The organism is Amycolatopsis balhimycina FH 1894, from assembly GCF_000384295.1.
Classification (GTDB): Bacteria; Actinomycetota; Actinomycetes; order Mycobacteriales; family Pseudonocardiaceae; genus Amycolatopsis; species Amycolatopsis balhimycina.
Window position 1 is genome coordinate 9500120 of record NZ_KB913037.1, and the last position, 22985, is coordinate 9523104.

Here is a 22985-nt window from a genome sequence, read left to right on the forward strand (position 1 = left end):
TGTCGGTCGTGCCTCGCTGTAGGCCATGCGTGGCAGTGTAAACAGCGCGGTGTCGCGGGTATGCACGCGGGGTTCGAGATGTCAACAGCCGACTGTCGACCGTTACCGTACCGTACGTAGTCGTGTCAAGCGCCGGGTGAACCTGCCGCTCGCAGTGCTGTGTAGCCCTCTCCGTCCGCGTGGTGCGCCGCCGGAAGTGGGTCGAGGTGACGTGCGGGCCGCCGCTGCGGGACCGGGAGCCTGCCCGACGAGGATCCCCGTTGCGCCGGACATGCAACAGTTCGGTGTCACGGCGCTGCGGACGTGAAAGTGTGCGCACTCAGTGTAATTTGGTTTACGCCGCCCGGGGGTGTCGGGTGTCGAATTGGCTAATCCGATCGTCGCCGATATCACTGTCGGTGATTCATTTGGTGCGGCAAAGTCGTGGATGTCAACGGTTGTGACGCTGCGGTCGTGGCTGACCTTCGCGGTCCGCGGGGGCGAAAATACGACAATTGTCAATGCCGTGAGGCGCGACGATCCCTTGTTATGCTGGAAACGTGCAGGTGGACGTCAGGTGACCTGCCGTCGGCGCTGGGCTCGTGGGTGGAAACGAAAGTACTTCTCGACGGATTGTCGCGATTGGCGTGGTTCGAGGCCTGCTCCGGCTCGGCGTGTTCGCTTTCCGCGACAGGCCGGGGCTGGTGGCGGAGCTGAATCGGCTGGTGCGCGGAGCCTGGCCGGCGGGTTAATATCGGGCAACGGGGGTGGAATCATGGATAGTGCCGCAGGTCGCGGGTTCCATGCCGGGCGTCGCGCGGTCGTGGCGCGGTCGTCGCCGGCGGAACGTGGACACGGGGAAGCTGCAGGCGGCTGTCCGGAGCAGTCGGCTTCTTGCGATCGAGGAGCTTTGCCCGGTGCCGCGAGGGAGCTTCTCACGTGACCGGATCCGGAAGGCGGGATCCAGCCACCAAGTCCGGCGAGTCCGGCCGCATGAAACGCTCTCCTGGTTCGGGTTCGAGCTCTCGTCAACCGGTGATGCGCGTGGCGATCAGCAGCCTGCGTGTTTCGGATTCGCCGCGTCTGGGCGGTGTGAACCAGGAGCATGTTCGCGGCCTGGCGGAGTCGGGCGCCCACCTGCCGCCCATCCTCGTGCACCGAGCCTCCATGCGGGTGATCGACGGTATGCACCGTCTCGGCGCCGCGCAGCTGCGGGGCGCCGAGACGATCGAGGTCCGTTACTTCGACGGCGGCGAGGACGAGGCGTTCGTGCTCGGCGTCCGGGAAAACATCGCGCATGGCTTGCCGCTCACCCTGGCCGATCGCCGGGCCGCCGCACGCAGAATCCTGCTCATCCACCCACACTGGTCGGATCGGGCCATCGCGGCCGAGGCCGGGTTGTCCCCGAAAACCGTGGGCTCGCTTCGACGGCAATATTCGGCCGATCACCAAGCCGCGCAGCGCAGAATCGGTCGAGACGGGCGGCGGCGGCAGGTGAAATCGCGGAAGATGCGCGAGCTGGGCGGTCAACGCAGAGGCGACAACGCGGAACAGCCGCTCACCGAGGTAGCGCAACCCACCGGCGTCTCGTTGCCGTCCGAGCATGACGCCCACCGGGAAACGCACCGGCCGCGGGAGGTTGGTTCCATGCGGCTGCCCGCCCCCCGGCGGGAAGGACATCCGCCGGATGTCCCACCGCAGGACCCGCTCATGTCCACCGCCGGTTGCCTGCGCGTGCTTCGTGGCGACCCGTCATTGCGGTTCACCGAGAACGGCCGCGTGCTGATCCGGGCGTTCGACGCCCAGATGGCTTGGGCGTCGACGGTGGAAAGGCTGCTGGACGATCTACCGCCGCACAGCATGAACATGGTGGTCACCATGGCGAGGGCCTGTGCCGACACATGGCACAGGTTTGCGGAGGAGGTCGCGGTCCGGGAACGGAGTCTGCGCTCGGCGACCGACAAGCCGGCCTGACACCGGGATCGTGGCAACGGCAACTGAGGAAATTCCTCAGTTGCCACCCGCGAGGCGCCTCCGAAAGCCGCCCGGACCGAAGCCGGTTCCCGAAGCCGCGGGCCGGCCGGTCAGCGGAACACCGCCGCCGACGACGGGGTAGTCCCGTCGCACCTCCCGGTTTCCCTCAGGAGAGGGCTGCCGCCAGCCGGCCGATCGGCGCTCCCGGATCGCAGGCGACCGACGTGGCCAGCCGCACGACGTCCTTCATCAACGCCGCCACCGCTGCGCCCTGCCCCGCCGGTCCACCGTGGAAGGCGCTCAGCCGGGCGCCCGCCGGGGAGGTGTTCACGCGGAACACCGTGCAGGTGATTCCGGTCGGCGGCGCGTAGGGCACACCCCAGGGCCAGGTCCGTTGTCCCGCGGGCGGGACGGGCTCCGTGCCCTCGCTCGCGGACACCTGTAGTTGCACGTACGCGCAGCCCGGCGTTTGGAGGAGCTCCCGGTACCCGTCCACTGCCGCCACGAGGTCGGGAATCGCCAGTGAGGAGCTGCGCAACGCCGAGAGGAAGCTGGTTCCGATGCTCTGCGCGAGTGCGGTGAAGTCCCGCTCGGGGACTACGCGGTACGGGACGAGTCGCTCGTTCACCAGGTTCGAGATCAGCCGCTCGTGCTCCGGAGCCCTGCGCGTGGACACCGGGGTGACCAGTGCACTCGACCGGATCCCGGTCCGGCTCCAGATGGCGACGGCGTACAGGGCCGCGCCCACTACAAACGGGCTGGTCGCGGTGGTCCGGGCGAGGCCGCGGATCGTGCTGTGCAGCGCAGGACCGGCCTCGGTGATCTCCCAGCACCATGCCGCCAGGGGACCGTCGTCCGGCCCTCCGGTGGTGAGGCGGGGCAGCGGCCGGCAGCCGTCGAGGGCCCGCTTCCAGCGCTCGATCTCCCGTAGCCGGGTGCGCTCTTCAGACAGCGCACGAGCCTGCTCCAGGCAGTAGGTCCGGTAGTCCGGGGGACGGGGGCGTGGGTCGGCGGCGAATGCGCCGGTCGTCAGGAGCGCCGTGAGGTCGCGCACCACCAGTTCGCGTGCGGCGGCGTCGCACACCAGGTGGTCCACCGCCAGGACGAGGCGACCACCACCCCCGGTCTCGCCCAGCTCGGCGACGGCCCGCGCCTGGGTCGACCGGTCGAGGCGGAGGTGCCGCAGCCGGGCGGTCAGGCTGCCGGCATCCTCGGGTGACGCCCCCGTGGCGGTCTGGACCTCGATCGCCTGCTGCCCAGTCCGCTGGTTCTTCCCAGGCAGGTCACCGGTCAGGGTCGCCGTCAACGCGGGGTTCCGCTCGCCCAGCCGATCGAGCGCCTGCTCGACGGCGTGGCGCGTGGTGCCGGGCGGCAGTTCGACCGATCCGACGAGGTTGTGCAAGATGCCGGGGCCGAGAAGGCCGTCCATGTGGAGCATGCTGCGCTGCTCGGCGCTGAGCGGAAATGTGCTGGTCAACGAAACCTCTCACGGTTCGAGGGATTCGGCAGGTTCTCCGTCGTGGCCGGGGGCCGGTGCGCGGGCCGCTCCACCTGTTCCGCCCAGGAGCGGGGCGGGAGCCGTCGGCAAGGTGCGGATCTGGCGGGTGGCCAGCATCGCCGTGCAGCCCAGAAGCGCCGTCGCCGCCGAGAGCAGCAGCACGTCCGTGTCTCCGACGATCGCGGCGAGCGGGCCGGCCACCGCCCGGCCGACCGGGAGCAGGGCGATCGAGCCGACCACGTCGTAGGCGTAGATCCGGTTCAGCACGGCCTTCGGCACGTGCCGTTGTTCGGTGCTGCTCCACAGGACACTCCACACCGAGCGCCCCACGGCACCCAGGCAGATGGTCCCGGCGAGCAAGGGTATCGGTCCGTTTGCGGCCAGCGCCAGGATCTGCGGAACCGTCAGGAAGAGGGCACACACCGCCATCAGCAGCGGTCGTCGCGGGCGGATCCTGCTGCCCACGAGCCCTCCCACCACGGCGCCCCCTCCTTGGAGGGCGACCACCACGCCGTAAGTCTGGCTCCCGTGGTGCGCGGTGATCGTCGCCGCGCTGAGGACGTAGAAGGGACCGAACACCAGGAGGCCGAACAGGCCGAAGGTGACGATGACCGTCCACAGCCAGCGCCGTGCCCGGAATTCGCGCCAGCCCACCACGAGATCCGACCTGAGGTGGCGGCCGTCCTTCCGCTCCACCCGCTTCCGGGACGGCAGGCGCAGGAACAGCAGCAGTGCACCGCTCACGGCGAACGAGGCGGCGTCGAGGCCGACCACGACGCCCGGGTCCAGCAGGGTCAACGCGACTCCCGCGAGCGCCGGAGCCAGTGTCGCCACCGCCGCCTCGGCGGCCCGCAGCAGGCCGATGGCCGCCTGTGTGTCGTCGGTGATTTCCGGGACGATGCTGCCCACCCCGGGCTGGAAGAAGCCCGTGCCGATGCCGGAGAGAACCTGCATGACGACGAGGAGGGTCAGCGAAGCGTGGCCGAGCAGCAGGGCGGACGCCAGTACACCCTGTCCGAGGAAGCGCAGCAGGTCGGCACCGAGCATCATCGGCAGCGGACCGATCCGGTCGGCCAAGACGCCGCTGAAGAGCATCAGCGCCACCCAGGGCACCAGCGGGGCCGCGAGGACGAGACCGACTCCGGTGGCTCCGTAACCCTCGTGCAGGACGGCGACGGTCAGGGCGACCGGCAGCATGGCGTCGCCGGCCAGGGAGATCGTGCGTGCGGCGAAGTACCGGCGGAAGGCGGGCAGGCTCAAGGGGCCTTTTCGACGTTGTCTGGCTGACGTGCCTGTATTTGACATACTGAACCGGAGGTCAATGCGTCGCGACTTCTTGACGGTTGTCGAGCTGGGCTACCGGTGACTGAGACTGCGCTTTCCGCAGTGAGAAAGACAAGCAGTTCGGTGAGCATCGCGTACTGCGCGGGAGGTGTCAACCGACCGAATCGTTAGGCGCTGCCCAGGTCGCCGAGAGGTTGGGCGATCCTTGACAGCGCTGGGGCCTGTCAATAGAATCGCCCCTCAAGAATGGGGCCTGCCTTGTGGTGCCGATCTTCGTGCGGCACCTCTTTTCGATTCTCGGTCGTAATGCACCATCAGTGAGCCTTGAAAAGATCACGTACTTAAGGACGCCATTGTTGGACTCGACATGGGACAGCCGCTTCGAAGCCGCGATACGGGCCAACGTCAAGGGGCTCAGTCCCGACACGCCGTTGACGCCTGACCTCGACCTCACCGCCCTCGGCCTCAATTCGCTCGGAATGGTGCAGCTGCTGATGGCCCTCGAGAACGCGTGCGGTGTCCAAGTGGCCGACGAGCAGCTGAACTACCGGATCTTCACGAGCGTGTCCGGGCTGTGGCGGACCCTGGAGCAGTCCCGCGGGTTGTCCGGCGAACGGAAGGAGGCGCGGTCATGACCGACCAGGCCGCGCTGGAACCGGTGGCCGCATTGCTGGGCAGAGTGCTCCCGCTGCTGCGGCAGCAGGCCGCGGCAGCGGACGACAAGGGTTTCTTCCCGGCCGTCTCGATGCAATCCCTACGCGACGAGGGGTTGCTGGGGCTCACCGTGCCGGCGCGGTTCGGTGGCGGTGGCGCGTCACTGCGGACCTTCGTCGCGGTGGCTCAGGAACTCGCCGGCGCCTGTCTGTCGACCGCTCATCTGTGGGCCATGCACTGCTTCCAGGTGGACGCGATCGCCCGGCACGGGTCCGTGGCCCTTCGGGACACGCTCCTGCCGAAGATCGCCGCCGGCGACGTGTACATCGCTTCGGTGACGAGCGAACGCGGCCGGTCGGCCGACCTCTTCACCGCCGGGGCAGCCCTGCGGACCGAGGGTGACGACCTGCTCGTGGAACGGTCGGCGCCGGTCGTGTCCGGTGGTGCCCATGCGGACGGGTTCCTGCTCACCATGCGGGCCTCCGAAGATGCGTCCGAACACGAGGTCTCCCTCGTCTATGCGGATCGCCGCGATCTGCGTGTCGACGAGTGCGGCGACTGGGACACCCTGGGTATGCGCGGCACGGCCAGCGGGGGACTGGAGCTCTCGGGCAAGGTGCCGGCGTCGAATCTCGTCGGTGGCCGCGGAGGGTTCGCCGAGATTGCTCGGACCAGCATGATCCCGCTTTCGCACCTGGGGTGGTCCGCCTGCTGGCTCGGCGCGGCCCGTGGGGCGCTGGTGGACCTGGTGGCCTGGTTCCGCGGTAACCCGCCGCCCCCGGGTGAGCTGTTCTACGAGCGGCTCGCTCACGTCCGGGTCGAGCTGGAGCTGGTCAGCGCGTACCTGCACCGGGTGCTGGAGCAGGTGGAACTCGCTCGGGCCGAGGGTCGCTCGCTGGCGGAGCCACGGACCCAGCTGCAGCTCAATGCGCTGAAGGTCGTCGCTTCCGAGCACACCTTCCACGCGGTCGACCGGATGGTGGAACTCGGCGGCCTGCGGCTGGGCTACGGCCGTCGGTCCCCGGTGCCGCTCGAGCGGCACTTCCGCGACCTGCGCTCGGCGAGCCTCAACCACGCGAACGACCGGCTCTGGACCGGCATCGGCGCCCTGACGCTGCTGGACCGCTCAGTCAGCCTCATCTGACCCCCTCCTTGAAAGGCGCTATGTCCCGCCATCGGATCTCCCTCCGAAACGTGGTGCCCGCCGGCAAACGGGCCGCGCTCGAGCAACGGATCTTCTATGCGTCGTCGGCGATCGAGGACTACCGCCTGGTCGAGGAAGCCGGCGATGTCATCGCGGTCGAGGTCGTGACCGGCCCGGGTGCCGATCCGGCCGAACTCGCCCGCAAGGTGGATCTCCTCATCTGCAACGACGTGCTGCCGCAGCGCACGCGCCGGCCGGTGGTCGTCTGGCGGTCTCCGCACACGGCGGACCAGGCCGAAGGTGACGTGTGGGCGAGACTCGAGCGGACAGCGGCCGTCGTGGAGATGGGGGAGGGGCTTTACGCGACCGGGGGCTTGTTCACCGACCTGCTTTCCGTCCTGGACGGCATGCTTTCCGAGATCGCCGCCGGGACCTTCGGTGCGATCTCCTACCGGTATCCCACCTTGATCTCCACGGATGTCCTGCGCCGCGGCGGCTACCTGGACGCCTTCCCGCAGTTCCTGATCACGGCCGGCAGGCTCCATGCCGACATCGACAGCTACGGTGCCTTCGTGTCCGGTTTGGAGTCGGCGCCCGACACCGGTGCGTACCTCGACCGGTTCGGCGAGCACCTGGGCCACTGCCTCCCGCCCACCATGTGCTTCCACACGTACCGGCAGCTGGAGCACCGGAAACTGCCCGGCGATGCCGCCGTGTTCACCGCGCGGGGAAAGTCCTTCCGGTTCGAGTCGCGCTACCGGCGAGGCGTGGAGAGGCTGTGGGACTTCACCATTCGCGAGATCGTCTTCGTCGGGGACGGCGAACGGGTCGCCGGACAGCGCACGGAATTCATGCGGGAGACCTGGCGGCTGATGGACGAGCTCGCGCTGCCCGGCCACGCCGAAGTAGCCCACGACCCCTTCTTCGGCAACGAAGCCACCTCTGAACGTGCGCTGGCCCAGCAGCTGATGGAACTCAAGTACGAACTGTGCCTGCCGGTCGAAGGCGGCCGGTCGGTCGCCGCCGGCTCGTTCAACCTGCACGGCGACAAGTTCGGTTCGGCTTTCCGGATCACGCTGCCGGACGGGACGACCGCACACACGGCCTGTGTCGGGTTCGGCCTCGAACGGCTCACCTACGCGTTCCTCTCGCAGCACGGACTCGACGTGGACCGCTGGCCTGCCTCGGTACGACGGAGGCTTCAGAGCCGGATTCCGGCGGAGGGACCACACAGGCAAACCGAAGGAGAGCGGAATGGACGGCAACGAATCCCGCGCGGATGAGAAGGTCTGGGAACTCCTGGAACACATCTCGATCGCGGACCCCGGCAACGAGGCGTTCCGGAAAGCCGTTCAGCTCGCCCCGCGCGTCGACGACCCCGACGAACTGCTCGCCCAAGCGGCGCGACACGCGCTCGTCCCGGCTTTGGCGGACTTCCTGGTGCAAGCCGACCTGCTCCGGTTGGTCCCCCACCACGCCCAGCGGCACCTCCTGGGCACGTTGCACTGGAACAGGTTCAAGACCCGCCGCCACGTGGCCGAGGCGGAGCGCGTCACGACGGCGTTCCGGAGCGAGGGCGTCCGGGTGGCTTGTACCAAGGGGATCGTGTGCCAGGCATCCCTCTACGACGGCCGTGGCATCCGGCATTTCGGCGACATCGATCTGATGGTGCTGCCGGAGCACCGGGACAAGGCGGCCGAGGTCCTCTACCGCCTCGGCTACGCGGGGGCGAAGAAGTACGACCACCGGACGGGCGAGCTGATGGAGATTTCCCGCTCGGTGCAGGTGATGTACCAGCTCTACCCGGATCACCTGCCACACTTCTTCCGGATTCCCGCCGACGACGAGGGCATGCCGTACTTCATGGTCGATGTGGCGTACAACCTGACGTGGTATGGCAGCAGCTGGCAGGTGCCCATGGCGCAGGTGCTGGACGAGGTGGCCGGCGTGGACAGCCGATCGGCGTCCGGCCGGGTGACTCTTCCCGCACTGGACGCGCCCTACGGGTTTCTCTTCGTCGTGCTGCATCTCTTCCGCGAGGGCTGGTTCGAGCGCACCATCCGCGAAAAGGACGTCCGGCTCGGTCAGTGTGCCGACGTGTGGCGCTTCTGGGAGCGCTTCGGCCGCGACCGGGTGGCCGACATCAGGAAGGTCGTGGCGGAGCACGCCCTGGAGCCCGCTGTGGCCTGGGTGTGCCGCCACGTGGACGACGTCTACCACAGCACCATCACCGGCGAGCTGGGGCTCGACGGATACTGCGACGACGACTGGCTGCACAGCGCGGGCGCTACCGACGGCGGCCACCTGGTTTGGCAGGGCAGCCTCCGCGACCGGCTCCGCGGCCGGCGGCCGCTCGTGCTGAGGCCCGGCGCCGAACCGCTTTTCGCGGCGGCCGCGCGCTTCTCCCCCGCCTGAGGCGAGCCGGTCGCCGCGCCCGACGTCACCATCCGCTCCGAACCGATCTTGGAGAGTGACATGTCACGCCCCCGCCTTCCCAGCAACGTGGACAGCCAGCGGGTCCTGCTCGTCTCCGGCTTGTGGCCCTATGACACGGTGGACGAGAAGAAGGCTGTCGGCCGGCTGAACATCTTCCACAATCCCGAGCTGCGCGAAGAGATCACCGCGCTGGCCGGCGCCGCCTCGGTCTACGACATCGGGCTGAGGGGCACGGACGGCGGCCGGCCGCTGTTCCGGCCGAACACCGAGTCGGAACCGACCCTGGTGTCGGTGGCCCTCAAGTCGCTGCTTCCCGAGGACGTGCACGTCACAGACTACGAGCTGGCCGATCTGCTGCGCTCCGATGGCAGGGCGGTGGAGGACCTGCGGAACGCCGTGCGAGACGCCGTGTGCCTGCTGTCCACGAGCTACGTGACGAACTTCCCGGATCTGAGGAAGGTCGTCGGCAAGCTGCGGGAGCTGTCGGTTGGGTACGTCGTCGCAGGCGGCTACCTGGCGACCCGCAACCCGGAGACCATCCTCGACTGCGGCGTGGACGCCGTCGTCGTCGGCGACGCGGAAGAATCGATCCCCGCACTGCTGCGGTGCATGCGCGGCGAGGACGACTGGAGCGGCGTGCCGAACCTCTGGTACGGGACCGAGGACGGCGGCAAGGCGTACACCTTCGACCGCATGGTCGCGCTGGACAGCATCCCCGTCACCGTGCCCGTCGGCGACCTGTCGGGGATTTCCGTCCCGTACGAGTCGATGCGCGGATGTCCGTACAAATGCGCCTTCTGCTCCTATCCGCTGGTGTCCACCAAATGGCGGTTCAAGAGCGCTGAGAAGCTGCTGGCGGACTGGCGTGTCATCGAGCGCAGCGGCGCCAGGGAAATCATCGCGCTGGACTCGACGTTCACGATCCCGCCAAAGCGTCTGCGGGACTTCCTCCGCCTCTACGACGAGGCCGGCCTGACCATCCCCTGGGGCGCCTACTCCAGGGTCACGCCGTTGCGCAACGAAGAGACGGTGATCCAGCTGAAGCGGGCCAACAACCGCTGGCTCTCCATCGGCTTCGAGAGCGGCAGCCAGCACATGCTCGACCTGATGAACAAGGGCACCCGCCTCAAGGACGCCTACCCGGCGCTGGCCCACCTGCGCAAGCACCGGGTCTCACCGTGGTCGAACTTCATCATCGGCTATCCGGGGGAGACCGAGGAGACCGTCGACGCGACCACGACGTTCATGTCCGAGCACATCTTCGGTTTCTACGGCATCTACGTCTTCAACATCCGCGACCGGGCCATGCCGGTGCTCAGCGACCCGGACGCCGGCATCCACTGGGAGGACGTCGGCAGCGATTGGACGCACGTCACCATGAACAGCGACCGGGCCACCGAACTGCGCTGGCAGGCCTACGTCCGGGTCTGCCTGGCGAACCCTGACGCGATCAACGTCGACGTCTTCCGCAGCAGCAACGTCGAAAAGGAGTACGGGGTCTGGGACCCGGAATTCAGCGCCCTCAAGCACATCGAGGAATGGGCGCTGTGCCGGATCGACCCCACGACTGTGGCGGCCGAGGGCGGGGACGACATCGCGGGGCGCGAACGGGTGCTGCGCGACCTGCTCGTCCCGGTCGGCTGAACGGAGGAGTCTTGCCCACCAACGACAACCGCCCCGTCGGCGTGCTCGCCGGAGGCCGGGGCGTGCTGCGGAGCTCGTCCGAAGTGGTCGCCGGGCGCGTCCGGACGTTGCTGGAGTCGGCCGGCGTCGCCGCCACCGTGTTCCGGTACGGCAGCGAGGAGTTCACCGCCGCGCTGGACCGCGGGGACATGCGCCTGCTCCAGGACGTCACCTACGGCGTCTACGGCAGGGCCGAGTCGCTGGCCGCGGCGGCCGGCCTCGGCTTCGTCGGGACCGGAGCGCGGCAAGCGGAGGTGTACGACAAAGTGCGGCTGAAGACCTTCCTCTCGCGAGCCCGGGTGGGCACGCCGGCCCACGTGGTGCTGGATGCCCACGCGCACCCGTCCAGCTGGTCCGCCATCAAACTGCTGGAAGGCCCGATCGTGGTGAAGCCGGCCACCGCGGACCTGCTCAGCGCGGGCGTGCGGTTCTTCGGCACCGCGGACCCGTGGCAGCCGGGGCTGCGTGAGCACATCGGGCAGCTGTTCACCCTCGACCAGACCGTTCTGGTGGAGCGATACGTGCCGGGGCTGGAGATCTGTCTCGGCTACGAGGTGTCGCGCCGGGGGTTCGAGATGTACCCGGCGCTCACCATAACGAAGGAGGCCCGGCTGTTCGACCACGCGGTCAAGACCTCCAGGCGGTACGCGTTCACCCCGGTCGACGTTCCCCAGGCAGCACTCGGCAGCCTGGGCAGGCTCGGGTGGGCGATGGCGGCGGAGTTCGACCTCACCGGTTGCTTCTACGTGAACGCCATCGTGACGGACGACGGCGACGTGTCGGTGTTCGACGCCGGTGCGACGGTCGGCCTGACGGAACACAGCTACTTCCCGGCCGCCGCGGCCCTGCGGGGCGATGCGGTCGACGACCTCCTCGTCCGGCAGTTCGTCCAACCCGTCGAGGACCTGTTGCGCCGGGACGGCGCCTCGCACCGCGAGCCGGCCGAGATGGAGACACACTGAGTGGATACGTGGCTGGACGGCGAAATCGTCGCCGAGGAATCAGTGACCCTGCACGTCAACAGCGTGACGTCGGCGCTGGGAACAGCCTTTTTCGAGGCGATGCGCTGCTATCCCGCGTCCGGCCGCGGCGCCGCGGTGTTCCGCTTCGAGGCGCACTACCGCAGGCTCGTCCGCTCGCTCTCGGTGGTGGGTGCCCGGCTCCCGCTCACCGCCGACGAGCTGCTGTCCGCGGTCGCGGAGACCGTGTGCGCGAATTCGGCCGCCGGCCAGGCCTGCTACCTCAAGGTGATGGTGTTCTGGGACACCGTGCTCACCGGTTCCTCCCTCGTCGACCTCGGTGGGCTCAGTCCCAGGGTCGCGGTATTCCTGCGCACGACGCCGGAATCCTTCTTCCGGGACTGCCCGCGACTGCGCTGCCGGATCTCCTCGTGGCGCCGGATGGACGACAATGCCATGCCGGCTCAGGCCAAGGCGACCGCGAACTACTACAACGCGCGCCTCGGCCTGACCGAGGCGCTCGCCGCCGGCTACGACAACGCCATCTTCCTCAACAGTCGCGGCGCGGTCGCGGAGGCAGCGGAGGCGAACGTGTTCGTCGTCGACCGGCGGGCCATGACGGTCCTCACGCCCTCGCTCGACAGCGGGGTGCTGCCGGGCGTGGTCCGTGACTCCGTCCTGGAGCTACTGCGCGGCGACGCCCGGTTCCGGGTCGCCGAGGAGCGGCTCCACCCGATGGACCTCTACGCGGCCGACGAGGTCTTCCTGACCAATACCGCCCAGCTCGTCAGGCAGGTCAGTGAGGTCGACGGACGGCAGCTGGCCACCGGCCCCGGCACCTTCGCAGCCGACCTCCGAGCAGAACTCGTCGAGACCGTGTTCCGAGCCGAACGGCGCCCGGATTGGTTTGCCGCACTTCCCAGCCAGCCCATGGAGCGCAGATGAAACGGACCGCCCAGCAGAACGACGTCCTCATCGACGGCCTCACCCGTCGTTTCGAACGTCAGAAACCCGCTGTGGACTACATGGCGGAGCACTTCGGCGCCGGGCCGGTGGCGGACTTCGGCTGTGGCAACGGCATCCCGCTCGCTTACCTGGCGCAGCGGCATCCGGATCTGTTCTTCGCCGGGGTCGACCACAGCACCGACATCCTCGACCGCAATCTCGCGCGGAGCCGCCCCAACGTCCTGCTCGTCGCGGCGGATCTGCAAAGCCGGACGTTTCCCGGAGAAAGCCTGGGGAGCGCCGTCTTCAACCGCTCACTGCACGAGGTGTACTCCTTGTTCGGCGAGGTCGGGCTGAAGCTGGCCGTGACTGCGGCGCGCGACGCGCTTCGCCCCGGTGGGCACGTGCTGGTGTACGAGAACGCGGTCCCCAGCCGGGACCGGGTCGCCCTCCGCATCGTCACCGAGGAGGTGCGCGAGCTGTTCGCCCGGTTCATCCGGGACTACTCGATCCGTCCGGTGCCCTGGACGCAGAAGACGTCGGACACGATCGTCCTCCAGGAGGACGACGCACTGGAGTTCCTCACCAAGTACCGCGACCCCGACTGGGAATCGGAGATGCGTGAGGTGCACTTCCTCTACTCACTGGAGGAGTGGGACGCGGTCCTCACCTCCTGCGGTCTGGAGAAGGTGGCGGTCCGGCGGTTCGACGATCGCCAGATCCTCGCGACCGACGGTGTGGAACCCGGCTGGGACATCGCCGACTTCAAGCACGTCTTGGTCTACCGGCGGCCGGTGTGAGGTCGGTGACCACGGCTGCCCGCGGGGCCTGGGATGTGGTCCGGCAAGGCGAAAAGGCCAGAGAGATCCGCGAACAGACGTTGCGGCTTTCGCAGGGACGGCCGCATCACCTCGGCGGCCAGCTGTCCTGTGTGGAGATCCTGGTGTCCATCTTCTACGGTCACGCGCCGACGCTTCCCGACACCAGGTTCGTGTTGTCCAAGGGGCACGCGTGCATCACGCTGTACGCGGTGCTCGCCGATCTGGGGCTCATTCCACCGGACGAGCTGGAGACGATCATGGAGGCGGGCGGGCTGCTGCTGGGTCACCCGTGCCGGACCACGACGCCTGCGGTGGACGCTTCGACCGGGTCGCTGGGCATGGGGTTGTCGATGGCAGTCGGCATGGCGCTGGCCGCCCGGATGGCCGGCCGCGAGGTGCATGTCCACGCCGTGCTGGGCGACGGTGAAATGCAGTCCGGGCAGGTGTGGGAGGCATTGATGCTGCTGGGGCACCATCGGCTGGACACCGTGCACACCGTCATCGACTGCAACGGTGCGCAGGCCGACGGCACCACCGCGGACATCGTCGGCCTCGAACCGCTTCCGGCGAGGCTGGAGGCGATGGGCCTGGACGTCGTCGAATGCGATGGACACGACTTGGCGGCGCTCAACAAGGCACTCGCCGAACCACGCAGAGGACGGCCGCGCGCCATCGTCGCCCGGACCGTCAAAGGCAAGAGCGTACCGACGATGGAGGGCGACAACTTCTGGCACAGTGGCACCCTGTCCCGGCAGCAGCTCGCGGACGCGCTCGCCTCTCTCTACTGAACGGAGCACGATGAAAAGGTTCTCGAGGCTGCTGCTCGACACGATGGAGACGGACGCGGACGTCGTGGTGCTCGACGCCGACCTCTCACGCAGCAGCGGGTCGGCCGCGGTGGCTGCCAGGTGGCCGGACCGCTTCGTGAACACCGGGATCGCCGAGCAGAACACCATGGGGGTCGCCGCCGGGATGGCGCTCATGGGGCGGCGTCCGATCGTGCACACGTTCGCGGCATTCGCCACGATGCGGGCCTGCGAGCAGATCCGCACCTCGATCGCCTACCAGGGCTTGAATGTCACCATCTGCGCGAGCAAAGGCGGCCTGGCCGCGTCACGTTCGGGCCCAACCCACCACGCGACGGAGGACCTGGCCATGATGCGGGCCATTCCCGGCATGACCGTGCTGGCGCCACGCGATTTCCGCGACCTGACTGCGGCGTTCCCCGAGGTGCTGGCGCGGCCGGGACCGGCGTACGTCCGGATTCCGCCGGAGCAGGAGCCCGACGACCCGACCGGTTCGGTCCCGCCCGTCGGCGCGGGCATCCTCCTCGAGGAGGGCACCGACGTGGTGCTGGTCTTCACAGGAAGCATGACGAGGACGGTGCGCGAGTCCGCTCGGCGCCTCGGCGCCCGAGGATTCGACGTCGGCATCGCCTACCTGCCGTCGGTGAAGCCGATCGACGAAAACCTCATCGAGAACTGCGCCGGAACGGCTCGCCTGGTGGTCACCGTCGAGGAGCACAACGTCATCGGCGGCTTGGGTTCGGCGGTGGCGGAGGTGCTGTCGGCCCGCGGCTCCGCACCGCTGCTCCGGCTGGGTGTTCAAGACCGCTTCTGCTACGCGTCGGGTACCCACGAAGAGATGGTCGACGCCTACTGCGTTTCGGTCGATGAGCTTGTCCGGCAGGTCATGGAGCGATCGAGGTGACCCGCGGATCGTCGCACCGGACGGCCGAACGTGTCCGTGCCGAGCTCGCGGACCTGGTCGCGGTGTACCCCGAGCTCGCCACCTTCCACCAGACGGTCGTCGCGCGGCTTCCCGAGCCGTGCCTGGACTTCCTGCCGCGTACGGCGCTGGTCGTCGTCCCCCCGGACGGGCTGATGCAGGGAGTGCACCGGCGCCTCCTCGACGACCACGGCGAACACGTGGTGGCATTCCGGTTCCGCACCCTGGACCAGCGTCTCGCCGAGCGGCTCTACCTGGACGGACTGGTCACGCAAGCACCGGAGCGCCACATCCGGTCGTGGTGGATCAAGAGCAAGCTCTTCGACCTCGGGGAGGCACTTGTCCTCCTTATGCGACACCCGACGGACGCCGGCTTCCAGGCGACCTTGACGGCGGCGAAGGGCGCCTCCGACCCGAGACTCGCGAAGACGGGCACCTACCGCGCGGAATACCGTACCCCGAACAAGACCTTCGGCCTCCTGCACAGCTCCGACGACATGCTGAGCATGCTGTACGAGGTGAGCGTCCTCTTCGAACCCGAGGACCTCGCCCAGTTGCTGATCAGGCCGCACTGGGACTCCGCACACCGGGCCCTCGTGACCGGTTACGAGAGCGGCGTGAGCGTACGCAGGATCGAGTCCTACCGCGTGCTCTACCGCCTGAAACGGAGGCTGCTGGCCGAAGCGGCGGCAGCAGGGGCGTTGCCGGTCCCGCTGCTCGAAGCGGTCGAGGAGAACTACCGGGCCGCCCTCGACGTAGTTGCCGACGATCCGGGGCACGTCCCGGAGACCACGGCGGTGGCCCGGCTTCTTTCGGAGGAGCGCCGGCTGCTCAGCGGGGTCCTTCCGTATCCCGGAGCCCTGGCGGACACGGGAAGCGGGGAGCTCCGGGCGGCGGTCGCCGGCGAGGAGCGCGCCGGGGTCCGGACCGCGCTGGCCTGTTTACGCACGCTGGCCGAGCCGGCTGCCCTCCGCACGGCGGGTTTCGAGAACCTGGAGTTCTCGCTGGAGGCCCTCGGCATCCCGTTGTCCGCGCTGGAACGCACCATGCTGGAGAGCCTTTTCTTCTTCTATGCGACCGATCCACCGCCCGCGCCGCCGGCGGCGTCCGGCGGTGAGGACAGGAGGAGCACACCCATGCCCGACCCCTACCAGCAGATGCTCGACGCAGCCGGGACACTCGAAGACTACCCACTCTCCCCGGCTGAAGTGGCGGAGCTGGGCAAGGCGGGTCTCGCCGCGGTCGCCGACCAGCTGGCCTTCATGATCGTCACGCCCGACGCCGTGCACCGGGGCCTGCACACGGATATCCTGACCAAGGTGCACATCGCCGGGTTCCGCATCCTCGCCCACCGAACCAGAGACCTGCGCGACAGCGACATCGAGGAACTCTACAAGGACGGCTTGCGCGCCAAGATCCTCGACCACCGGCGAACGCACTGGTACCTCACGCGCAAAGGGCTGGGCCTCGGCACCTCTCTCGGCCTGCTGCTCCACCATCCGGACGGCGACGCGTGCGAGCGGCTGCTGCGCCTGAAAGGCGCCTCGAAGCCGGCCGACGCGGCACCCGGCTCCGTCCGGGGCTCGCTTGGCAGCTACTCGAAGATCCTTGCGCTGATGCACAGTTCGGACACCCCCGCGGCCGTGCTGCGCGAGTGCCTTCTGTACTTCACCACCGGGCAGGTGCATGACACGCTTTCCCTCCTGGCCGGACACGCCGAGCCGCAGGGGACGCCCATTTCCTTCGTGGCCGAGGCGCTGTCCCCGACCACGCCGGAGGATGACCCGTTCGCGGTCCTGTATGCATTGAAGATCCGTGTCTCCCACGTCCTCGCGGCACACCCGCTGACCGGTCCCGAACTCCAGCCACTGCTGGAACAGCACCTGAGCGGGCTGCGCGCGATGCGCCCCGTGCTCAGTGCGAACGGGGCCTCGTGGTCGTCTCGGACAACCGCCGTTGGTCATGAACTCGAGCGGGAGCACAAGTTGCTCGCCGAGAGCGCGCTCGCTCAGGACATGCAGCCAGCCCTGAGCGCCGCGACCCCGGTCGAGTCGCTCGAACGGCTGGTCTGGCACCGGCTGGCCGTCGTCGCTGGGCAACTGGCCGACCAGCAGGGGTTCCCGCAGCTCGACATGGACCAGGTGAAGGCGGCGCTCCGGGCCGCGCACGTCCACCTCACCCCATGGGAGGCCTTGCTGCTGGAGAACCTGTTCTTTTTCTGGGGGCAGTGATCCCGCGCCGGGCGGCCTGCGGTGTCGCGGGCTGCCCGGTCGCTCGAGGGCGCGTTTGATGCACCGTTGTGCGTCGTGTGCTGCCGGTCCCGGTGTATCGGAGCCCGCTGTCGGAGCCCGGCGCGACGGGCGGGATCACGACGACGGTCGCGGACGAATCGCTCCTGCGCGTCGTGTCCGGCGGCGTGCGGACCGGGACGTGGCTCAACCCGGCGACCGCCCGCTTCCCGGCCGTGGTCCTCGGACAGGCCGCCGCCGAGCGCCTCGGGGTCGTCTCACCCGGGACGCAGGTCTGGCTGGGGGGCCGGTACTTCACCGTTGTCGGCATGCTCGAACCGGTCGCGCTCGCGCCGGACCTCGACCGGGCGGCGCTCATCGGTGCTCCCGTGGCGACGGAGCTGTTCGGCTTCGACGGGAGCCCGACGACGGTCTACGAGCGGTCTGCCGATGCGGCGGTGGACCTGCGCATCGAGATCAGCCGGACCAAGGCGAGCGACCCCGCGCTGCGCCAGGGGGTCGTGCTGCTCAACCCAGGTGGTCCGGGCGGAGGCGGGCTCGCCATGCCGCTCGAGACTCGCGGATCCGAGCTGGCGAGGCACTTCGACGTGATCGGCTTCGACCCCCGCGGGGTCGGCCGATCCAGCGCGCTCAAGTGCGAACGGATCCCGGACACCAGACCGGCCACGTCCCGGCCGGCCGATGCGGGCTTCACCGCCTTCGCCGAGTACGCCCGAGCCCACGAAGCCGCCTGCCGGCCGGCGGGCGGCGGCATCCGGCCGTTCATCAACACGGCCAACACGGCGCGGGACATGGACGTCATCCGTGCCGCGCTGGGCGAATCGCGGATCAACTACCTGGGGTACTCCTACGGCACCTACCTGGGCGCGGTGTACGGCAGCCTGTTCCCCCGGCGGCTGAACCGCAGTGTGCTCGACTCCTCGGTGCATCCCTCCTGGCTCTGGCGGGAGCAGGCCGAACAGCAGTCGGTGGCGAACCGGTTCAACGTCGAGCAGTGGGCGACCTGGGTAGGCCGGCGGGATCGCACCTACCACCTCGGCAAGTCCCCGGTGGAAGTCCGGCCACCACCGAGGCGCTGGCGGCTCAGCTCGCCACCCGATCGGTTCCGTTCACCCGCGGGCGGCCGGAAAACTGGCCCGGCTACTGGCCGCACCGAGCAACTGCACGTTCCGTTCCTTCACCCCGCCGGAGAAACTCGTCCCGCTGAAGCGCGAGGGTTATCCGGTCGGCGTGGTGATCCAGGCCGACGGCGACCCCGCGACCCAGTACGACGGCGGCCCCGCGATGGCCGCGGCGCTTGGCGACCAGCTGATTTCCGTGCGCGACAGCGGCAAGCACGGGCACGACGGCACCAACCCCTGCGTCACCGCCAAAATCGACGACTACCTGATCAACGGCGTGCTGCCACCGTCGAGGTCGGAATGCGGGGATGAACCGCGCCCATCGGTTCCGGCTGACGCACAGGCTGCCGGCACCACCGTTGCTGCCGGGGCATCCGTCACGAAGGAAGCACGCGTGCGGGCCGCCGCACACTCCTTCTGGCCGTAGCCGAGCGGTTCACAGCCGGAGCAACCTGCGGGGAAGATCGGAAATGCTGTTCCTGACAGTCCGTGAGGTGGACACTTCAATCGGTCATACCCCTTCAGTTAATTGAGTTATCTGATTAAGCTGCTCGCCCTATGACGAGGCGCAACGGTGTGGTCGCCCGCGGCAGGCGACGAAGAGCGGCGACGCGACTGGCGTCGCCCGGGAGAACGAGCATTCGCACGAGGGTGCTGACGATCGTGCTCATCCCGAGTGTCGTGCTGCTGGTCGTCGGGGTCGGCTTCGCCTCCTACCTGGTGTGGACCGGTGTCGAGGCGCGGGACTGGGCGGCGACCCAGTTGCTGACGATCGATCCGGGCACCGGCTTCGTCCGCACGCTGGAAAACGAGCGCCGGGACAGCCAGCTCGCTCTCGCCGGGGATCCGGCCGCCGTCGCGCGCGTCGAGACCACCCGCAAGAAGACCGACGGCGCGCTCGCCGCGGTCGGTCCGATCGGGCCGGCTCTGGAGAAGCTCAACCCGGATGCGGTCGGGGCCGCGAACGCCGCCTTCGGCGCTTCGCTCGCCCAGCTGCCCGGCATCCGGCAGCAGGTGGATCTGCACACCGCCACGGTGGCGGGAGTGGACGACTTCTACTCACGGTTCACCGGGGTCGTCGTGACGGGCCTGGACGGCACGGTGGCGACCGCCCCGGACGCGCGAGCCGCCGAGGGCGACACGGCCGCGTCGGACGTCTTCCAAGTCGCCGACGCGATGGCCCGGGGCAACGCGCTCGCCGCCGGGGTGCTGTACCGGGGAAAGCTGAGTGGTGACCAGCTCCTGCAGTACGCGCAGCTGGTCGGTTCCTACCACGTGCAGCTGACCGCGCTGCACAACCACGTCGCGCCTGCCGTGCGAGTACGGATCGACGCGCTTGTGCAGAGCCCGGCCTGGCAGACGCTCACCGCGGTGGAGAGCGCCCTCATCACCGCCGGATCGCTGCCGGTGGGGCAGCAGGACTGGCAGGCGGCGGCCGACCAGGTGGCGTCTTCCTTGCTCGACCTGTGGGGCGCGCAGTACCACGAGGCGCAGGCGACCGCCGCTTCTACGGCCGCGAGTGCCCTGACCCGCTCCCTCGTCGGCGGGTTCATCCTGCTGGTCGTCATCGTCGCCGCGTTCGTGGCCGCGGTTCGGCTCGCGAACGCGCTGGTGCGCCGCCTGCGCGACCTGCGGGCGAAAACGCTGGAGCTGGCCGACCACCGGCTGCCCGACATCGTCGGCAGGTTGCACGCCGGCCAGGCCGTCGACATCGACGCCGAGATCGACGCGCTCGACCAGGGCAAGGACGAACTCGGCGAAGTGGCGGGTGCGTTCATCAAGGCGCAGCGCGTCGCTTTCGAGGCGGCGGCTTCGGAGGCGAAGACGAGGGACGGGGTCAACGCCGTGTTCCTCGACATCGCCCACCGCAGCCAGCTCGTCGTGCGTCGCCAGCTGCAGGTGCTGGACCAGGCCGAGGCGGGACAGCAGGATCCGGAACAGCTGGAACTGCTGTTCGAGCTCGACCACCTCGCGACCCGTGCGCGGCGCAACGCGGAGAACCTGGTGATCCTCGGCGGCGGTCAGCCGGGCCGGCGCTGGCGCAGCCCTGTGCCGCTTCGGGAGATCGTGCGGAGTGCGGTGTCCGAGACCGAGGACTTCGCGCGGGTGGACACGCACCGGTTGCCCCGGCAGTCGGTCGTCGCGGCCGCGGTCGCGGACCTCACGCACCTGATCGCCGAGCTGGTGGACAACGCCACGACGTTCTCGCCACCGGATTCGCACGTGACAGTGCTGGGCAACGTCGTCGGCAAGGGTGTCGTCATCGAGATCCAGGACCAGGGCCTGGGGATTCCCGCCGAAGACAGGGCGTTGTACAACGAGAACCTCCGCAACCCGCCCGACTTCGAGTTCATGGCGCTGACCCGGCGGCGGACCCTGGGCCTGTTCGTCGTCGGGCAGCTCTCCCAGCGGCAAGGGATCAGCGTGACACTGACCGAGTCCGCCTACGGCGGGGTGACCGCGATCGTGCTGATCCCCAGCACTCTGGTCGCGGGCGAGGAGGAGCCGGAAAGTGCCGCGGCGGCTGTTCCCGCGAGTCGCAGGCCGAGTGAACGCCCGAGGCGGCGCGAAGCCCGGCCCGGCGGTCACGATGCGGCCGTCGAGCCGGTACCGCAAGCCTCCGGTGGCGCGCCGCAGCAGCCCGACTGGCCGAGGGAAGAGCCCGCACGCCGTCTTCCGGTGGCTCCACGCGAGTCACCGGGCATCCGGGCGAACGGCAAGCCTCCGGGCGCGGACCCGGTGCCGAGGCCGGAGCGAAGCCCGGGCAAGCGTCCGCTGCCGCGCCGTGAACGACAGGCGAACCTGGCGCCGCAGCTGGCCGCGGAACTGGCGAACGAGGCGGCAGCCGGGACCAGCGGCGAACAGCCCGCTCCGCGGCGCGGAGCGCGGAGTCCGGAACAAGCCCAGGCGTTGATGTCCGCGATGCGACGCGGCACCCGGCAAGGCCGTGACGCAGGCTCCGGCACGAGCCGATGACCGGAGACAGAGTGAAAGGTGAAGATATTTCATGGCCGAATCCAGCGCCGCCCGCCTCGACTGGCTGCTCGACGACTTCGTCCGGCGGCTGGCCGATGCGCAGCGGGCGGTCGTGCTCACGAGCGACGGTCTGCTGCTGGGCCGCTCCAGCGCGTTGACGAAGGAGGACGGTGAACACCTCGCCGCGATGGCGTCGGCCTTCCAGAGCCTCGCGCGCGGAGTCGGCCGGAAGTTCACGATGGGCCAGGTGCAGCAGACCGTCGTCGAGCTCGACGAGGGTTTCCTCGTGATCACCGAAGCCGGTGACGGCGCGGGGCTCGCGCTGCTGGCTTCGCTGGACGCGGACATGGGCGTGGTGGCCTACGAGATGAACGTGATCGTCCAGCAGGTCGGGCGCTACCTGAGCGCGGCGCCTCGCGATGTCGCGGCAGAACTGCGGATGCTTTCCCAGTCGCGATGATCGATGGCGGCACGTCCTGGTACGAGGATGACTACGGGCCGTCGGTGCGGCCGTTCGCCGTGACCAGGGGACGTGTCCGCGTCAACCGGGGCGACTTGGACATGCTGACGCTCGTCCGGACGGTGCACCCTGACGCGCATCGGAACCGGTTGCAGTGGGAGCACAACGAGATCCTGCTGATGTGCGTGGTGCGGCCGCTCTCGCTGGTCGAGATCTCGGCCAGGCTCGACCTCCTGCTCGCCGCCGTGAAGGTGCTCGTCGGCGATCTCCTCGACGTCGGTGCCCTGGTCCTGCAGTCCCCGGCGCGACCGGTTCCCCCGAACCCGGAACTACTCCAGGCGGTGCTTGATGGTGTCCGTAGGCTTTGACAGCGGCGTCCGGCCGGGCGCCGGGCAAGTGCACGCCGCGAAGATCCTCGTATCGGGGGGTTTCGGCGTCGGCAAAACGACGATGGTCGGCGCGGTCAGCGAAATCGAACCGCTGCGTACCGAGGAACAGCTCACCGAGCTCAGCGCCGGTGTCGACGACCTGAGCGGCGTGGAAGGCAAGACGACCACCACGGTCGCGCTCGACTTCGGCCGGATCACGATCAACCCGGCGCTCGTGCTCTACCTGTTCGGCACACCGGGCCAGGACAGGTTCTGGTTCATGTGGAAGGAGCTCTCCGCCGGCGCGCTGGGAGCGGTGGTGCTGGCCGACACCCGGCGGTTGGATGGCTGCTTTCCGGCGATCGACTTCTTCGAACGCAGTGGAATCCCCTTCGTGGTGGGGGTCAACTGCTTCGACGGCGGCGAAAGCTACGACGAGTGGGAAGTGCGTGACGCGCTCGGCCTCGACGACGGCGTGCCCGTCCGGCTGTGCGACGTCCGGCAGCGGGAATCCAGCAAAGAAGTGCTGGTGACGCTGCTCGAACACCTTGTCGAGCTGGCGGTTCCGGCGCGCTGAGTGGCACGCGAGGTGTCGCGGGTAACCTAAATTGTCTATCCTGGTGCTGCGCCATGAGCTATCGGTCCTGTGGCCGGATCGTGCGATCTTGTCGGCACTGACGCGGCTGCTGCCCCGTCAACTGCGTCG

At 69.0% G+C, this 22985-nt stretch carries 19 protein-coding genes and 1 pseudogene; 18 read left to right on the forward strand and 2 right to left on the reverse strand.

Features of this window, described 5'->3' with window-relative positions:
• The first annotated feature begins 1023 nt into the window (after positions 1–1023).
• Complete coding sequence (locus A3CE_RS0143820; RefSeq protein WP_169524060.1) at positions 1024–1953, forward strand: ParB/RepB/Spo0J family partition protein; 930 nt, start codon at positions 1024–1026, stop codon at positions 1951–1953.
• 166 nt (positions 1954–2119) lie between these two features.
• Here the strand turns inward: A3CE_RS0143820 and A3CE_RS0143825 are convergent, their stop codons facing one another.
• A complete protein-coding gene (locus A3CE_RS0143825) occupies positions 2120–3430 on the reverse strand; it encodes a condensation domain-containing protein (RefSeq protein WP_125591362.1) in 1311 nt (436 codons plus the stop codon).
• Between the two features lie 9 nt (positions 3431–3439).
• On the reverse strand, positions 3440–4711 hold the full coding sequence (locus tag A3CE_RS52655; protein WP_020646469.1) for an MFS transporter: 1272 nt from the start codon (positions 4709–4711) through the stop codon (positions 3440–3442).
• Positions 4712–5091: 380 nt separating this feature from the next.
• Between A3CE_RS52655 and A3CE_RS52660 the strand changes: the two genes are divergently transcribed.
• From A3CE_RS52660 to A3CE_RS0143910, 17 genes and pseudogenes are all read left to right on the forward strand, one after another.
• The gene (locus A3CE_RS52660; protein ID WP_020646470.1) at positions 5092–5370 is read left to right on the forward strand and encodes a phosphopantetheine-binding protein; all 279 of its coding nucleotides are present in this window, start codon (positions 5092–5094) and stop codon (positions 5368–5370) included.
• Positions 5367–6533, forward strand: a complete 1167-nt coding sequence (locus tag A3CE_RS0143840) for an acyl-CoA dehydrogenase family protein (RefSeq protein ID WP_020646471.1) — start codon at positions 5367–5369, stop codon at positions 6531–6533. The genes A3CE_RS52660 and A3CE_RS0143840 overlap by 4 nt, the downstream gene beginning before the upstream one ends.
• 20 nt (positions 6534–6553) lie before the next feature.
• On the forward strand, positions 6554–7816 hold the full coding sequence (locus A3CE_RS53790; protein WP_020646472.1) for a class-II aminoacyl-tRNA synthetase family protein: 1263 nt from the start codon (positions 6554–6556) through the stop codon (positions 7814–7816).
• The gene (locus A3CE_RS0143850; RefSeq protein ID WP_020646473.1) at positions 7788–8948 is read left to right on the forward strand and encodes a nucleotidyltransferase family protein; all 1161 of its coding nucleotides are present in this window, start codon (positions 7788–7790) and stop codon (positions 8946–8948) included. The genes A3CE_RS53790 and A3CE_RS0143850 overlap by 29 nt, the downstream gene beginning before the upstream one ends.
• A 60-nt stretch (positions 8949–9008) precedes the next feature.
• Positions 9009–10613: a B12-binding domain-containing radical SAM protein gene (locus A3CE_RS0143855; RefSeq protein WP_084641980.1), complete on the forward strand. Its 1605-nt coding sequence runs from the start codon at positions 9009–9011 to the stop codon at positions 10611–10613.
• A gap of 11 nt (positions 10614–10624) precedes the next feature.
• The gene (locus tag A3CE_RS0143860; protein ID WP_020646475.1) at positions 10625–11614 is read left to right on the forward strand and encodes a D-alanine--D-alanine ligase family protein; all 990 of its coding nucleotides are present in this window, start codon (positions 10625–10627) and stop codon (positions 11612–11614) included.
• A complete protein-coding gene (locus tag A3CE_RS0143865) occupies positions 11615–12556 on the forward strand; it encodes an aminotransferase class IV (protein ID WP_020646476.1) in 942 nt (313 codons plus the stop codon).
• Positions 12553–13356: a methyltransferase domain-containing protein gene (locus tag A3CE_RS0143870; RefSeq protein ID WP_020646477.1), complete on the forward strand. Its 804-nt coding sequence runs from the start codon at positions 12553–12555 to the stop codon at positions 13354–13356. The genes A3CE_RS0143865 and A3CE_RS0143870 overlap by 4 nt, the downstream gene beginning before the upstream one ends.
• Before the next feature lie 5 nt (positions 13357–13361).
• Positions 13362–14165, forward strand: coding sequence for a transketolase (locus A3CE_RS0143875; protein WP_169524065.1), 804 nt, complete (start codon positions 13362–13364; stop codon positions 14163–14165).
• A gap of 10 nt (positions 14166–14175) precedes the next feature.
• On the forward strand, positions 14176–15087 hold the full coding sequence (locus tag A3CE_RS0143880; protein ID WP_020646479.1) for a transketolase family protein: 912 nt from the start codon (positions 14176–14178) through the stop codon (positions 15085–15087).
• On the forward strand, positions 15084–17336 hold the full coding sequence (locus A3CE_RS0143885; RefSeq protein ID WP_020646480.1) for a nucleoside-diphosphate kinase: 2253 nt from the start codon (positions 15084–15086) through the stop codon (positions 17334–17336). The genes A3CE_RS0143880 and A3CE_RS0143885 overlap by 4 nt, the downstream gene beginning before the upstream one ends.
• A gap of 560 nt (positions 17337–17896) precedes the next feature.
• Positions 17897–18262, forward strand: a pseudogene (locus A3CE_RS60005) (alpha/beta fold hydrolase); the annotation flags it as partial.
• A 295-nt stretch (positions 18263–18557) separates the two neighbouring features.
• Entirely contained in the window at positions 18558–18902 is a 345-nt protein-coding gene (locus tag A3CE_RS60010; protein WP_376741590.1) for an alpha/beta hydrolase, read from the forward strand.
• A gap of 236 nt (positions 18903–19138) precedes the next feature.
• Positions 19139–21451: a sensor histidine kinase gene (locus A3CE_RS0143895; RefSeq protein WP_169524067.1), complete on the forward strand. Its 2313-nt coding sequence runs from the start codon at positions 19139–19141 to the stop codon at positions 21449–21451.
• A gap of 31 nt (positions 21452–21482) precedes the next feature.
• Positions 21483–21911 carry a roadblock/LC7 domain-containing protein gene (locus A3CE_RS0143900; RefSeq protein ID WP_020646482.1) on the forward strand — a complete coding sequence of 143 codons (429 nt, stop codon included), beginning with the start codon at positions 21483–21485 and terminating at the stop codon, positions 21909–21911.
• Complete coding sequence (locus A3CE_RS0143905; RefSeq protein ID WP_020646483.1) at positions 21908–22279, forward strand: DUF742 domain-containing protein; 372 nt, start codon at positions 21908–21910, stop codon at positions 22277–22279. Before A3CE_RS0143900 ends, A3CE_RS0143905 begins: the two co-directional genes overlap by 4 nt.
• Positions 22260–22856 (forward strand): GTP-binding protein, encoded by a 597-nt coding sequence (locus A3CE_RS0143910; RefSeq protein WP_051183835.1) that lies wholly within the window; start codon positions 22260–22262, stop codon positions 22854–22856. Before A3CE_RS0143905 ends, A3CE_RS0143910 begins: the two co-directional genes overlap by 20 nt.
• Positions 22857–22985: the final 129 nt, after the last annotated feature.

Coding starts and splice junctions, on each gene's coding strand:
- A3CE_RS0143910 (WP_051183835.1), top strand. CDS start 22,260: ATGGTGTCCGTAGGCTTTGACAGCGGCGTCCGGCCGGGCGCCGGGCAA.
- A3CE_RS0143840 (WP_020646471.1), top strand. CDS start 5,367: ATGACCGACCAGGCCGCGCTGGAACCGGTGGCCGCATTGCTGGGCAGA.
- A3CE_RS0143870 (WP_020646477.1), top strand. CDS start 12,553: ATGAAACGGACCGCCCAGCAGAACGACGTCCTCATCGACGGCCTCACC.
- A3CE_RS0143880 (WP_020646479.1), top strand. CDS start 14,176: ATGAAAAGGTTCTCGAGGCTGCTGCTCGACACGATGGAGACGGACGCG.
- A3CE_RS0143900 (WP_020646482.1), top strand. CDS start 21,483: ATGGCCGAATCCAGCGCCGCCCGCCTCGACTGGCTGCTCGACGACTTC.
- A3CE_RS0143905 (WP_020646483.1), top strand. CDS start 21,908: ATGATCGATGGCGGCACGTCCTGGTACGAGGATGACTACGGGCCGTCG.
- A3CE_RS53790 (WP_020646472.1), top strand. CDS start 6,554: ATGTCCCGCCATCGGATCTCCCTCCGAAACGTGGTGCCCGCCGGCAAA.
- A3CE_RS0143855 (WP_084641980.1), top strand. CDS start 9,009: ATGTCACGCCCCCGCCTTCCCAGCAACGTGGACAGCCAGCGGGTCCTG.
- A3CE_RS0143850 (WP_020646473.1), top strand. CDS start 7,788: ATGGACGGCAACGAATCCCGCGCGGATGAGAAGGTCTGGGAACTCCTG.